Annotated in this window: 11 protein-coding genes and 1 tRNA gene; 11 read left to right on the top strand and 1 reads right to left on the bottom strand. The window is 58.4% G+C overall.

What is annotated here, in order from left to right; genetic code table 11:
- Positions 1-466: 466 nt before the first annotated feature.
- A complete protein-coding gene (kup, locus tag LG31_RS0118420; RefSeq protein WP_024944982.1) occupies positions 467-2,335 on the top strand; it encodes a low affinity potassium transporter Kup in 1,869 nt (622 codons plus the stop codon).
- Positions 2,336-2,411: 76 nt separating this feature from the next.
- Here the strand turns inward: kup and LG31_RS20620 are convergent, their stop codons facing one another.
- Positions 2,412-3,314: a hypothetical protein gene (locus LG31_RS20620; protein WP_238567539.1), complete on the bottom strand. Its 903-nt coding sequence runs from the start codon at positions 3,312-3,314 to the stop codon at positions 2,412-2,414.
- A gap of 457 nt (positions 3,315-3,771) precedes the next feature.
- Here LG31_RS20620 and LG31_RS0118415 point away from each other — a divergent pair, with 457 nt between their 5' ends.
- The 10 genes from LG31_RS0118415 to selA all read left to right on the top strand — a co-directional run bounded on the left by LG31_RS0118415 (position 3,772) and on the right by selA (position 13,427).
- Positions 3,772-4,437, top strand: coding sequence for a 4Fe-4S dicluster domain-containing protein (locus LG31_RS0118415; protein WP_033115870.1), 666 nt, complete (start codon positions 3,772-3,774; stop codon positions 4,435-4,437).
- On the top strand, positions 4,437-6,308 hold the full coding sequence (gene hyfB, locus LG31_RS0118410; RefSeq protein ID WP_033115869.1) for a hydrogenase 4 subunit B: 1,872 nt from the start codon (positions 4,437-4,439) through the stop codon (positions 6,306-6,308). Before LG31_RS0118415 ends, hyfB begins: the two co-directional genes overlap by 1 nt.
- A gap of 1 nt (position 6,309) precedes the next feature.
- Complete coding sequence (locus LG31_RS0118405) at positions 6,310-7,263, top strand: respiratory chain complex I subunit 1 family protein (RefSeq protein WP_033115868.1); 954 nt, start codon at positions 6,310-6,312, stop codon at positions 7,261-7,263.
- Positions 7,264-7,343: 80 nt separating this feature from the next.
- Positions 7,344-9,062: a hydrogenase large subunit gene (locus LG31_RS0118400; RefSeq protein ID WP_033115867.1), complete on the top strand. Its 1,719-nt coding sequence runs from the start codon at positions 7,344-7,346 to the stop codon at positions 9,060-9,062.
- A 9-nt stretch (positions 9,063-9,071) separates the two neighbouring features.
- Entirely contained in the window at positions 9,072-9,617 is a 546-nt protein-coding gene (locus tag LG31_RS0118395; RefSeq protein ID WP_033115866.1) for a formate hydrogenlyase complex iron-sulfur subunit, read from the top strand.
- Positions 9,617-10,432, top strand: coding sequence for an NADH-quinone oxidoreductase subunit B family protein (locus LG31_RS0118390; protein WP_033115865.1), 816 nt, complete (start codon positions 9,617-9,619; stop codon positions 10,430-10,432). The genes LG31_RS0118395 and LG31_RS0118390 overlap by 1 nt, the downstream gene beginning before the upstream one ends.
- A complete protein-coding gene (locus tag LG31_RS0118385) occupies positions 10,425-10,838 on the top strand; it encodes a formate hydrogenlyase maturation HycH family protein (RefSeq protein WP_033115864.1) in 414 nt (137 codons plus the stop codon). The genes LG31_RS0118390 and LG31_RS0118385 overlap by 8 nt, the downstream gene beginning before the upstream one ends.
- On the top strand, positions 10,838-11,329 hold the full coding sequence (gene hycI, locus LG31_RS0118380) for a hydrogenase maturation peptidase HycI (protein WP_033115863.1): 492 nt from the start codon (positions 10,838-10,840) through the stop codon (positions 11,327-11,329). Before LG31_RS0118385 ends, hycI begins: the two co-directional genes overlap by 1 nt.
- A gap of 212 nt (positions 11,330-11,541) precedes the next feature.
- Positions 11,542-11,633, top strand: a tRNA-Sec gene (locus LG31_RS21060).
- Positions 11,634-11,948: 315 nt separating this feature from the next.
- On the top strand, positions 11,949-13,427 hold the full coding sequence (gene selA / locus LG31_RS0118375) for an L-seryl-tRNA(Sec) selenium transferase (protein WP_033115862.1): 1,479 nt from the start codon (positions 11,949-11,951) through the stop codon (positions 13,425-13,427).
- Position 13,428 lies beyond the last annotated feature (1 nt).

Raw genomic sequence — 13,428 nt, 5'->3', positions numbered from 1 at the left:
ATTCACTTCGTTCATTGCACCCTACATTTTTTCCTCCCAAATAGAGACTCCATTGCTACCCAACATCCTCCCCCTTGTCATACTGCCAGCAATTAATTAGTCACTATTTTATCGTCTATTTTTCAATCAACTCGGTAAAAAATAGTGGCCAAAGCGCTTCCCCAGATAAAACAAACGGTTGCCCGCAGAGCGGGTGAATATTTCAATCAACGGCCAATTAATAACCTTACTCAAAAGGGCGTTTTGATTATTTATACCTGAGCATGAACCCGCAGAGTGTGTGTCATTATAAGCTTAACGACAGATGAACAGACTGTGTCCCATGAAACGCATCTTTATATCCGATTAGCTCCCTTCCCATCGCAATCCTTTGATTTCCCCCCGATGTTGTATCCACACATACCTGATGTGTTCGGGGCGATCTGCTGTGGCAAACGTGTAAACATCAAACTGACAAGATGAACTCATGAACTGTGATAAACAACAAGCCATGTCCGGCGTCATGCTGGCGGCGATTGGCGTAGTCTATGGCGATATCGGCACCAGCCCGCTCTATACCTTGCGCGAGTGCCTGTCAGGTCAATTCGGGTTCGGCGTCGAGCCCGCCTCCATTCTCGGCTTTCTCTCGCTGATCTTCTGGCTGCTGATCCTGGTGGTGTCGGTCAAGTACCTCTCCTTTGTGATGCGGGCCGACAACGCCGGCGAGGGTGGCATTCTCACCCTGATGTCGCTGGCGACCCGTAACGCCTCCACCCGCTGGACGCCGCTGCTGATCATCCTCGGCCTGATTGGCGGCAGCTTCTTCTATGGCGAGGTGGTGATCACCCCGGCGATGTCGGTGATGTCGGCCATCGAAGGGCTGAGCATTCTCACCCCCGCCCTCGACCCCTATATCGTCACCCTCTCGGTGCTGGTGCTGACCCTGCTGTTCGCCATCCAGAAACATGGCACCGCCATGGTGGGCAAGCTGTTTGCCCCCATCATGCTGATCTGGTTTATGACGCTGGCGGTGCTGGGGCTGCGCGGCATCATCCACAACCCCGAGGTGCTGGGAGCGCTTAACCCCATCTGGGCGGTGCGCTTCTTTATCCAGTACCAGACCACCTCCTTCTTTGCCCTCGGCGCCGTGGTGCTGGCCATCACCGGGGTGGAGGCGCTCTACGCGGATATGGGCCATTTTGGCAAAAATCCAATTCGCCTCGCCTGGTTTATCGTGGTGCTGCCCTCCCTGGTACTCAACTACTTCGGTCAGGGGGCGCTGCTACTAAGCAATCCGGCGGCCATTGCCAACCCCTTCTTCCTGCTCGCCCCGAAATGGGCGCTGGTGCCGCTGCTGCTCTTGGCAACCATGGCGACGGTGATCGCTTCGCAGGCGGTGATCTCCGGGGTCTTTTCGCTGACCCGGCAGGCGGTGCGGCTCGGTTATCTCTCCCCCATTCGTATCGTTCACACCTCCGAGCAGGAGTCCGGCCAGATCTATATTCCGGTCATCAACTGGATGCTCTATATCTCGGTGGTGATCGTCATCATGAGCTTCGAGCACTCCAGCAATCTGGCGGCGGCCTACGGCATCGCCGTAACCGGCACCATGGTGCTCACCTCCATCCTCTCCTGCTCGGTAGCCAAGAACAGCTGGCACTGGAACAAGTATCTGGTGGCTATCCTGTTTGCCGCGCTGCTCTGTATCGACGTGCCGCTGTTTGCCGCCAACCTCGCCAAGATCTTCTCCGGCGGCTGGCTGCCGCTCACCCTGGGCGCTGTGATGTTCACCGTGATGACCAGCTGGAAGAGCGAGCGTTTCCAGCTTATTCGTCGCCTGAACGAGCACGGCAACTCCCTTGAGCCGATGATCGCCTCGCTGGAAAAATCCCCGCCGACCCGGGTGGCTGGCACTGCTGTCTATATGTCGCGGGTGGTCAATGTGATCCCCCATGCGCTGCTGCACAACCTCAAGCACAACAAGGTGCTGCACGAGCGGATCATCCTGCTCACCCTGCGGGTGGAGGATGTGCCCTACGTCCACAATGTGCGCCGGGTCTGCATCGAGCAGCTCTCCCCCACCTTCTGGCGGGTGGTGGCAAGCTACGGCTGGCGCGAGACACCGAACGTGGAGGAGATCTTCCACCGCTGCAACGCCGAGGGGCTGAGCTGCCGAATGATGGAGACCTCGTTCTTTATGGCCCACGAGTCGCTCATCATGAAAGACCGCCCCTGGTATCTCTATCTGCGCGGCAAGCTCTTTATGCTGCTGCAGCGCAACGCCCTGCGCGCCCCGGATCAGTTCGAGATCCCGCCCAACCGGGTTATCGAACTTGGATCCCAGGTGGATATCTAGAACCACGTAATAATCCCAATAAAATGGGGAGTGAGAAAAAATACTCACTCCCCATTTTGTAATATGAGACAAAGAATTAATTCGCTTGCCCAGTCACACTTAGATTATTGCTTTCACAAAAATTATAACCATCACAGTATTTTACTTGATATACATACTGTTTGCCTGGAACAATAATATTCTTGTCACTACCAATATCGATGTAACGATCATCATTGACATCTACTTTTGCAATTTCAACGAACTTCAGTTCTTGCTTGCCATCATTTTTTTCAGCTCTTGAAATTTGTGTGTACTTATGTTTTCTATCTTTGCTCTCTGAGTTGTCACTGTTTCTCCAAGACAGTTGTACCTCGCCGACAAGGTCATTACTTGCCTTTAATCCATCAAGTGGATTGAATGATGTGTATTGTACTTTAATGGTCGAAATGGATGTTGTCACCTGAATACGGTGACTCGTTATAGATTCAAATGATGCAATACTGTTGCCACATAAAGAGAGATATGGCGGCATAAAACCAGTGTATCTTGGTTGATCATCTTCATTATAAAAACGCATTGATAGTTCCGTACCCTCACTATAGTAAGGCACTGGTCTTTCTACAAAATTTGACTGAGACAACATGTAATTATTTGGTGAGGAATATCTGTCAACACCGATTTTTACAAACTCATAAGAGTCATTTTGTATGGGCTGATAAAGACTATTAGTTCCCCTCATTGAAAAACTACGATAACTAGAATCTGAATACATGGCAGACAGCATTGCAAGTGTTCCTGCTGCTGCAGGCCCCTCTGCATTTGGCCCAGAGCTATTAAAATTATGGCCAATCAATAGCGTTGCACCTTCTGGTGTATTCAGCCGATACATCTGACAGCCATCTCTAATTTCTTGATACTCCAAGATTGCATTATGTGTGTATATTTTCTGTTCGGCAGCAGCAGACATTGAGGCCATGATCAAGATTGCTAATGACATTTTTCTCATTTTTCTCATTTTTCTTTCAAACCTTATTGTTTATCGGGCGCGTCAGAATCTACACCATATGAGTCTCACCTGTACAGAATATTAAGTCGAGATTAATTAAGGTTGCTTTAGAAAGCATATTTACATGCACTTGGCATGATGGCGCGGTTCGCTCTTCAAAGGTAATAGTGATCTAACAATGAATAGCTCATGTTTGTTGCCTCCCTTTAATATCATTACTGTCAATTGTGCCTTGCTATCGAGATTCGATTTTTAATGTCGATCTCTTCGACACAAGTGACGCACGTCACAGTTCGACAGCCACACCAGCCCTTTCACTCAACCACACGAAGATTTTTATTCATTTAAAAACAGACACTTAAAACCAATTTATCTGCAAGAACCATTCTGGCCCGTATCTTGCCAACCTGCCCCTACTTTCTCCGTTCGCGACACGACAAGGTAGGCTATGAACCGCTTCGTTATCGCTGACCCCAAGCTTTGTATCGGCTGTGGCACCTGTATGGCGGCCTGCAGTGAAGTACACAAGGCGCAAGGTTTGCAGCAAGCCCCCCGTTTAACCGTTATGCGACACGAGCAGGCGACCATGCCGGTTCAGTGCCGTCACTGTGACGATGCCCCCTGCATCAAGGTGTGCCCGGTCGAGGCAATTCGCCAGACCGGCGATTGCGTGCAACTCAACGAGTCGCTCTGCATCGGCTGCAATCTCTGCGCCGTGGCCTGCCCCTTTGGCGCTATCCAGAGCGGCGGCAGCCGTCCGGTGGCCGTGGCCACCAGTTACGACACCTATATCCCCTGCTCCATCCGCTCCAGCAACCCCTCCACCTCCGCTGGCCTGCGCTGCTTTGGCGAGGATCTGCTGAGCTGGGAGCCGGGCGTGCGCAGCATCGCCGTCAAGTGTGACCTGTGCGAATTTCGCACCGATGGCCCGGCTTGTGTCGGTGCCTGCCCCTCCCAGGCACTGAAGCTGGTCAATGACGGCGACACCGAACGCGCCGCCCGAATCCGTCGCCAGCAAGCGGCCGACACCAACCCGCAAGGGGCCTCTGCCTTCTCGGCGCCCGCCACGGCGCTCCCTGCATCCGATTTATCCACCACAGAGGGAGCTCGCTGATGTTGTCCCCCCTTGTTATGGCCACGCTCCTGCTCTTTTTGCTGGGCGCTGCCGCCGGTTTGCTCCTGCAAAAGCTGCCCGCACTGGCCAACCGTCTCAACAGCGGCTTTGCCCTGCTGGGCTCGCTCGCGGGTCTGGTCGCCGCCATCCAGATCTTTGCCCAAGGCACCCCCGTCGACGGCCAGCTCTGGCTGCTGGGCTCGGTGCACCTCGACATGCTGGCCGCACTGATGCTGCTGGTGATTAGCACCGTCGGCGTCGCCGTCGCCCTCTACTCCTTTGCCTATATCCGCGAATATCAGGGCAAGGGGGATGTGGCCATCGGCGCGCTGATGAACCTCTTCCTCTTTGCCATGGTGGGCATGGTACTGGCCGACAACGCACTCGGTTTCTTGCTCTGCTACGAGCTGGTAACCCTCACCACCTACTGGCTGGTCAAGACCAACCCGGATGCCGCCAAACAGAGCCGGCTTTACTTGGTGATGAATCATATCGGCATGGCGCTGGTGCTGATCGCCTTCTGGCTGCTCTGCCGCGAAAGCGGCTCGCTGGAGTTCGCCGCGCTGCGCGAGCACCATCTGGCGGGCGCATTGGCCTCTCTGGTGTTCCTGCTCAGCTTCTGCGGTTTTGGCCTGCGCGCCGGTTTCGTGCCGCTGCACGGCTGGTTGCCGGTGGCCGAGCCCGTTGCCCCCTCCCATATTTCGGCGCTGATGTCCGGCGTGATGGTCAAGCTGGGTCTGTTTGGCATTTTGCGGGTCAGCATCGATTTTCTCGGCGCCAGCCAGCTCTGGTGGGGCTATGTGGTGCTGATCTTCGGAGCCTGCTCGGCAGTGCTCGGGGTACTGTTTGCGCTGGCCGAGCACGATCTCAAGCGGCTGCTCGCCTACCACACGGTAGAGAACATCGGCATCATCCTGATGGGGATGGGGATCGGTATGATCGGCATCGCCAACCAGCAACCGGCGCTGGTGGTGCTGGGGCTGCTCGGCGCCCTCTATCACCTGCTCAACCACGCCATCTTCAAGAGCCTGCTCTTTATGGGCACCGGCTCCGTGATGTTCCGCCTCCACACCCGTGACATGGACAAGATGGGAGGGCTGGCCAAACTGATGCCCTGGACCGCACTGGCGTTCCTGATCGGTGCCATGGCCATCTCGGCGCTGCCGCCGCTCAACGGCTTTGTCAGCGAGTGGTTTATCTATCAGTCCCTGCTCTCCATGACCAAACTCGGCACCTCCGTCGTCGCGCCGCTCGCGGTAGTGATGCTGGCAGTGACCGGCGCCATGGCGGTGATGTGTTTCGTCAAGGTGTACGGCATCTGCTTCTGCGGCGCCCCGCGCAGCGAGAAGGCGAGCCACGCCCGCGAAGTGCCGGGCGCCATGGTGGCAGGCACCCTGCTGCTGGCCGCGGTCTGTCTGGTGCTGGGTCTGGGCGCCCCCTGGATTGCCCCCCATATCGTCAGCTATGGCCAAGCTTTGGTAGACAACCAGATGAGCGTTGCCACCGGCGCCACCCTGCTGCCGCTGGATAGCTCTCAGTCGATCCTCTCCCCGCCCGTTATCGCCATCACCCTGCTGGGGCTGTTCCTCATTCCGCTGCTGGTACTGGCCATCTTCAAGGGGCCCAAGCTGGGTCGTCGTCACGCAGGCACGCCGTGGGCCTGTGGTTACGCCTATGAGGAGCGCATGAGCCTCACCTCTGGCGGTGTCACCCACACCTTGCGCCAACTCTGCGCGCCGCTCTATCGCAAGCAGCCGCAACTCGATCTGGCCAGCGCCCTGCATGGGGTAAGCGATACCAGCGGAATGACCGGCTGGCTGCTGCACGGCATTGTGCTGGCGCTCTTTATCCTGATGGCTGTAGGAGTCTGATATGCCTGTTCTTGAAATGCCGAGCTGGGGCATGGTTGCCCTCGCCCTGACCCAGGCCATCGCCATGCTGGCGCTGGCGCCGCTCGCCACCGGTTTCAACCGGGTGCTGCGGGCCAAGATGCACTCCCGTCAGGGGCCGGGCCTGCTACAGGATTACCGGGATATCGCCAAACTGCTGCGCCGTCAGGAGGTAACCCCCGAGCCTGCCGGTATCATCTTCAACCTGATGCCAGCGCTGCTGATCGCAGCCCTGCTGCTGGTAGCAATGGCGCTGCCGACCCTGACTCACGAGTCCCCCTTCCCCATCGCCGGTGATCTCATCACCGACATCTACCTGTTCGCCATCTTCCGCTTCTTCTTTTCGCTGGCGGGGCTGGACAGCGGCAGCATGTTTGCAGGGATTGGTGCCCGCCGCGAACTGACCCTCGGCATTCTGGTGGAGCCCATTCTGGTGCTCGCCTGCTTCATCATGGCGATGATGGTGGGCAGCTCGGATCTCGGCAACATCAGCAACTATGTCGCGACCCAGCCGCTGGCCGCGCCCATCGCCACCCTGCTGGCGGGCGCCGCCTGCGCCTTCGCGGTGTTTGTCGAGATGGGCAAGCTGCCCTTTGACTGCGCCGAAGCCGAGCAGGAGCTGCAGGAAGGGCCGCTCACCGAGTACTCCGGTGCGGGCCTGGCCCTGCTCAAGCTCTCCATCGGCCTCAAGCAACTGGTGGTGGTGCAGCTCTTTCTGGTTATTTTCCTGCCCTTCGGCAAGGCGGCCAACTGGAGTCTGCCTGCGCTCATCGGCGCGGCACTGATCCTCGCCTGCAAGCTGCTGGTAGCGTTTTTGCTGGCTGGCATCATCGAAAACGCCATGGCCCGTACCCAGTTCGTGCGCACCCACAAGCTCACCCGCTACGGCTTGGGGCTGGCTCTGCTGGCGCTGCTCGCCTATCTGGTCGGGGTCTGAGCCATGCCCGCCAGCACAGCAACTTTTTCCGATTTCATCATTTGTGAATGCTCATTCCCGAACATTAAAGTGAGAACTGCATGACCATCGCCATTTCGGATCGCATCGGCTGCGACTACATCCAGCAGGTGCGAGCACAACTGCCCCACGCCATCGTCGACGAGGAGTGGCAAACCGCCGATCAGGCCACCATCACCGTCAAGCCCACCAGTCTGGTCGAGACGGCCAGCCTGATTTTCCACCAGCTGGGGGGCTGGCTTCCGCTCTCCTTTGCCAATGACGAGCGCAGCCTCAACGGCCACTTCGCCGTCTACCACGTCTTCTCCATGGAGGGCGACACCAAGTGCTGGATCACCGTCAAGGTGCTGGTGGATGCCGATACCCAGGAGTACCCCTCCATCACCCCGACCATTCCGGCGGCGGTGTGGGGCGAGCGGGAGATCCGCGACATGTACGGCCTGCGCGCCGTCGGCCTGCCGGACGAACGTCGTCTGGTGCTGCCGGACGACTGGCCGGAGGATATCCATCCCCTGCGCAAAGACGCCATGGATTATCGCCAGCGCCCGATGCCCACCACCGACACCGAAACCTACCCCTTCGTCAACGAATTGGGCAGTGATGCCAACCGCATCGTGCCGGTTGGCCCGCTGCACATCACCTCGGACGAACCGGGGCACTTTCGTCTGTTCGTCGATGGGGAAGACATCATCGATGCCGACTACCGCCTCTTCTATGTCCATCGCGGCATGGAGAAGCTGGCGGAAACCCGCATGGGCTACAACGAAGTGGCGTTTCTGACCGACCGGGTCTGCGGCATCTGCGGCTTTACCCACAGCGTCGCCTACACCACCTCGGTGGAGAACGCCATGGGTATTCCGGTGCCGGAGCGGGCCAAGATGATCCGCGCCGTGCTGCTGGAGGTGGAGCGCCTGCACAGCCATATCCTCAACATCGGGCTGTCGAGCCACTTCACCGGTTTCGACACCGGCTTTATGCAGTTCTTCCGGGTGCGGGAGAAATCCATGACCCTGGCCGAGCTGCTGACCGGCGCCCGCAAGACCTACGGCCTCAACCTGATTGGCGGGGTGCGCCGCGACATATTCAAGGAAGATCGCATCAAGGGTGCCCAGCTGGTGCGCGAGCTCCGTGATGAGTTGAAACCGCTGGTGGCCATGCTGCTGGATACCGCCAACATCTCCTCCCGCCTGATCGGGATCGGCAAGCTCGACCCGCAAATTGCCCGTGATTTCAGCTGCGTCGGCCCCATGGTGCGGGCGAGCGGCTTCAAGCGCGACGTGCGCCGGGTCCACGACTTTGCCGGCTACCGTGAGCTGCCGATGGAGATCCAGACCAAGGCGGGTTGCGATGTGCAATCCCGGGTGCTGGTGCGGATCCACGAGCTCTACGACTCCCTCGACATGATTGAGTTCGGCCTTGAGCACCTGCCGGAAGGGCCGCTTTTGACCGAAGGCTTCACCTACCAGCCGGGCAAGTTTGCGCTGGGCTTTACCGAAGCGCCCCGCGGCGAGAACGTCCACTGGAGCATGACCGGGGACAACCAGAAGCTGTTCCGCTGGCGCTGCCGCGCCGCCACCTACGCCAACTGGCCCGCTCTGCGTTACATGCTGCGCGGCAATACCGTGGCGGATGCGCCGCTCATCATCGGCAGTCTGGATCCCTGCTACTCCTGTACCGACCGGGTCACCCTGGTCGATCCCAAGAAGGGCAAATCCACCGTGGTCTCCTACAAGGAGATCGAGCGCTACGGCATCGATCGCAAAAACTCTCCGCTGAAATAAGGGGTCATCATGATCAAGCTGTTCAAGACCATCCTCAAGGCTGGCACCCCGACCGCCAAGTACCCCTTCGCCCCTTACGAGGTGAACCGGGATTTTCGCGGCAAACCCAAATATCAGGCGGATCAGTGCATCGCCTGCGCCGCCTGCACCAAGGCCTGCCCGGCCAACGCGCTGGTGATGGAAGTGGACATGGAGACCGGCGAGCGGCGCTGGGAGATCTCCATGGCGCGCTGCATCTTCTGCGGCCGCTGCGAGGAGGTCTGCCCGACCCGCGCCATCGCCCTCTCCCCCGAGTTCGAGCTGGCGGTGACCAACAAGGCGGATCTCTATGAGGAGGCCCGCTTTGCGCTGGCCCCCTGCACCCTGTGCGGCACCTACTTTGCCCCGAGCAAACTGGTGGCGCTGGTGGAGGACACCCTCAAGCAGGCAGGCACGCCGCTGGCGACCCCGGAGCGACTGCACCACTGCCCCGACTGCAAACGAAAACAGAGCATGCTGAGCCAGCCTGACTCAGCCCTGATCACACCGATAGCCACACAACAGGAGTGGATGTGATGAGCAAGATCAAAGGCATAGAACCGGTTGTCGGCCATGCCCATACCCGCGCCGTGCCGCTGGCACAGGATCCCGAGATCACCAAGCTCAAGAAGACCCTGCTCAAAGACATTCGCCGCTCGGCCTATGTCTATCGGGTCGATTGCGGCGGCTGCAATGCCTGCGAGATCGAGATCTTCGCCACCATCACCCCGCTGTTCGATGCCGAGCGCTTCGGCATCAAGGTGGTCGCCTCTCCCCGTCACGCCGACATCCTGCTCTTTACCGGCGCGGTGACCCGGGCGATGCGGGTACCGGCCCTGCGCGCCTATGAAGCGGCCCCCGATCCCAAGATCTGCATCGCTTACGGCGCCTGCGGCTGTGACGGCGGCATCTTCCACGACCTCTACTGCGTCTGGGGCGGCACCGACAAGATAGTACCGGTGGATGTCTATATCCCCGGCTGCCCCCCCACTCCCGCAGCGACCATCTATGGCTTTGCGGTGGCGCTCGGTCTGCTGGAGCAGAAACTGAAAGCCACCAGCCACGAGGTGCAACCGGGTGAGCGGGTCGAGCTGCGCCACACCGGCATCCCCAACGAGATCCGGGTGATGATCGAGCGCGAAGCGCGCCGCATGGCCGGTTACCGGCAGGGGCGGATCATCGCCGACGAATTCATGGCGCTGCTCGAAGGGGCAACCCAGCAGGATGTCGATCTGCGCATCCAGAGCTACCTCGATCAACACGACGACCCGCGCCTGTCGGAGATCGTCAACAACCTGGCGAGCGCCTGCCTCAACCGGGCAGCGGGCAAAGGAGAGGCGGTGCATGGCTGACAAGGTCTTCTTCTATCGCCTCTCGCGCAAGTTTGTCGACGAACAGTTCGATGTGCCGGAAGAGGCGAAAGAGGTGATGTACTACAGCCTCGCTATTGGCCATCACCTCGGCATTGTCGATTGCCTGAGCGCCGATCTGATCTGCCCGCTGGCGGGTTATCGCGACTGGGTAGCGAAACTGGAGGCGGGCAGCGAAGCCCGCCGCAAGATGGAGGGGTTTCTCACCTTTGGCGAGATCACCATCTATCGCGAGCACTGCCATATGCTGGCCTGTGCCTTCGACCGGCTGCGCAAGGCCGACAATGTGCTGAACGAGCAAGAGCTGAACTGGACCAACACCTTTATGGATCAGCTCACCGCCCTCTATAACGACCCCCATATGTACCTGATGGTAAGGAGCCGCTGATGGGCTGCAATCTCGTGTTGACCGTGGGCAATGCCATGATGGGGGACGACGGTGCCGGCCCTTATCTCGCCGACAAGCTGCAAGCCATCCCCCTGCCCGGTTGGATCCACATCGACGGCGGCATCGCGCCGGAAAATGTGGTCTATAAGGTGCGGGAGCTGCAACCGGAGCGGGTGGTGCTGGTGGATGCCGCCGAGATCGGCGAGAAGGCGGGCACCCTGCAGGTGATCCCCCCCGAGACCATCGCCGAGATGTTTATCTTCTCGACTCACAATATGCCGCTCAATTTCCTGATCGACGAGCTCAAGACCTTTGTCCCAGAGGTGATCTTTGTCGGGGTACAACCGGCCATCGTGGCGTTCTCCTTCCCGATGACCGAGATGGTGAGCGAGGCGATGGATTATCTTTATCAGCATCTTGATGCCGCCAAAGATACCAGCTTGTTAATAGAACAATTGGACCAGTGGAATATTGCCAACGCCGAGCGATAACTATTTATCGAGTTGTTAACGACCGTTATTGACCGACAGTTCCAGCAATGTGACCGGGGCCCGATGTTAAATTAAAAACATCGGGCTAATTGTGCTGAATTTGATATAAAACAAGGTTCTTTGATTTTTTCAAAAAACGCTAACCCTCGCTTTTTTATCACAAAAAAAGCGTTGCCAGTCACAGAAATTTGCCACAAAATGGCGACCGTTACGGAAGTTGATGGGGTCTGGTGGCCTCCTCGGTCTTCAAAACCGATGTGAGCCGAGAAGGCTTTGGCAGGTTCGATTCCTGCCTCTTCCGCCAAATTTATCTATTGAACAAATACTCTCTCGTTGAGTTTATCTGCCCGAGTTTTATTTTCATCGTTTGTTCAATATGTTTGAAAGAATACCTTAGTAAAAGGTGCTTGCCGCTTGCCAATATAATCCGAACTCAGGTTATCTCGCTGGCCAAAAATTAATTTATCAGCATCGATGCAGCATTAATTTACACCCGCTCATTTATGCACCCAGTTTGCAGTTATCCGCAAATCGCCAGCAGTGCCATAACCCGTCAGCTCGGCCTCTCTATCGGCAAACCGGTGCGCATCCCGAACCCACGCACTGCACTGGTAATCCCATGCCGAACCCGTCTCACGCGCCAGCCATCCCCCACCGCCAGCCCGCACCAGGTCCGGCTGCCGACGATTCACGGCCAGATTCAGAGCAACAGCCCAGCCAGCAACACACGCGCCGTTTGCCGCAAGTGGAACAGCTGCTGCAGCAACCCTTTCTCGCCGGTTTTATCAATGCGCTAAGCCGCCCGCTGGTGACTCAGGCGGTGCGCGACACCCTGAGTGAACTGCGCCAGAGCGACGATTTTCGCCAGCATGGGGTTGCCCCCGAGCAGATCGAGGTGCTGATTGCCAAGCGTTGCCAACAGCAGCTGCGCCAGCGTCAAACCCGGGTGATCAACGCGACCGGCACCCTGGTGCACACCAATCTGGGGCGCTCGCCGTTAAGTGCCGATCTGTGGGACGAGGTGCGCGACCTCAACACCGGTTACAACAATCTGGAGCTGGATCTCGCCACCGGCAAGCGCGGCGGGCGCAAGGGGCTGATTGCCCCCCTGCTCGGCTGCCTCACCCAGGCCGAGGATTCGCTGGTGGTCAACAACAATGCCGCTTCGCTCTTTTTGCTGCTGCAGGAGGTGGCAAAGGGGCGCGAGGTGATCGTCTCGCGGGGCGAGCAGATCCAGATTGGCGGCGGTTTTCGCATTCCCGACATTCTGGCGCTCTCCGGCGCCAAACTGGTGGAGGTGGGCACTACCAATATCACTACCGCCAAAGATTACCTTGATGCCATCACCGATCAGACCGCGCTGGTGCTGATGGTGCACAGATCCAATTTCGCCATTCGCGGCTTTACCGAATCCCCCGATATCGGCGAGGTGGCCCGCGCCCTGCCCGAGCACGTGGTGCTGGCGGTAGATCAGGGGTCAGGCTTGACCAGCGAAGAGTTTGCGCCGGATGAAACCTCGGTGCGCCAGTACATCAAGGCGGGGGCGGATCTGGTCTGCTACTCCGGTGACAAGCTCTTGGGGGGCCCGCAATCGGGCATCATCAGCGGCCGCAGCGACCTTATCAAGCGGCTGGAAAAACACCCCATGATGCGCACCTTCCGCCCGAGCCGCATCGTCTACTCCCTGCTCGAACGCCTGCTCATCCACAAGCTCAACAAATCTCCCATCGGTGAGGGCATTGCCCAGCGCACCTTGAGCAACCCGGCCGCCATGCAGGCCAGAGCCTCCCAGCTGATGGAAGCCCTGCCCGGCTGCTTTGTGCCGGTTCCCGCCCAGCTGGTGGTGGGTGGCGGCACCCTGCCGGACGAGTTCTACCCCGCGCCTGCGCTCGAATGCACAGACCCGCGCCCTGCCCAACAGTTGCTCGATGCCCTGCGGGAACTCCCCGTGCCGGTGATTGCCACCGTGCGCCAGCAGAAGGTGCTGCTCAATATGGCGACCCTGCTGCCGACCGAGATGGAACTGCTGACCGCCCAACTCAAGGAGTTGCTGCTGCCCGCCCCGTTCAATGCAACAAATGCGACCGAGGAGTCCTGAT

This window comes from Aeromonas lacus (genome assembly GCF_000764665.1).
GTDB classification, from domain to species: Bacteria; Pseudomonadota; Gammaproteobacteria; order Enterobacterales; family Aeromonadaceae; genus Aeromonas; species Aeromonas lacus.
The sequence above is the reverse complement of the archived record's forward strand: the minus strand, read 5'-3'. Positions and strand labels throughout refer to the sequence as shown.

Bases quoted from the DNA above. Each gene is read 5' to 3' on its own strand.
- selA (WP_033115862.1), top strand. From the start codon at position 11,949: ATGCCGAACCCGTCTCACGCGCCAGCCATCCCCCACCGCCAGCCCGCA.
- LG31_RS20620 (WP_238567539.1), bottom strand. From the start codon at position 3,314: ATGTCATTAGCAATCTTGATCATGGCCTCAATGTCTGCTGCTGCCGAA.
- hycI (WP_033115863.1), top strand. From the start codon at position 10,838: ATGGGCTGCAATCTCGTGTTGACCGTGGGCAATGCCATGATGGGGGAC.
- kup (WP_024944982.1), top strand. From the start codon at position 467: ATGAACTGTGATAAACAACAAGCCATGTCCGGCGTCATGCTGGCGGCG.
- LG31_RS0118395 (WP_033115866.1), top strand. From the start codon at position 9,072: ATGATCAAGCTGTTCAAGACCATCCTCAAGGCTGGCACCCCGACCGCC.
- LG31_RS0118405 (WP_033115868.1), top strand. From the start codon at position 6,310: ATGCCTGTTCTTGAAATGCCGAGCTGGGGCATGGTTGCCCTCGCCCTG.
- LG31_RS0118415 (WP_033115870.1), top strand. From the start codon at position 3,772: ATGAACCGCTTCGTTATCGCTGACCCCAAGCTTTGTATCGGCTGTGGC.
- LG31_RS0118400 (WP_033115867.1), top strand. From the start codon at position 7,344: ATGACCATCGCCATTTCGGATCGCATCGGCTGCGACTACATCCAGCAG.
- LG31_RS0118390 (WP_033115865.1), top strand. From the start codon at position 9,617: ATGAGCAAGATCAAAGGCATAGAACCGGTTGTCGGCCATGCCCATACC.
- hyfB (WP_033115869.1), top strand. From the start codon at position 4,437: ATGTTGTCCCCCCTTGTTATGGCCACGCTCCTGCTCTTTTTGCTGGGC.
- LG31_RS0118385 (WP_033115864.1), top strand. From the start codon at position 10,425: ATGGCTGACAAGGTCTTCTTCTATCGCCTCTCGCGCAAGTTTGTCGAC.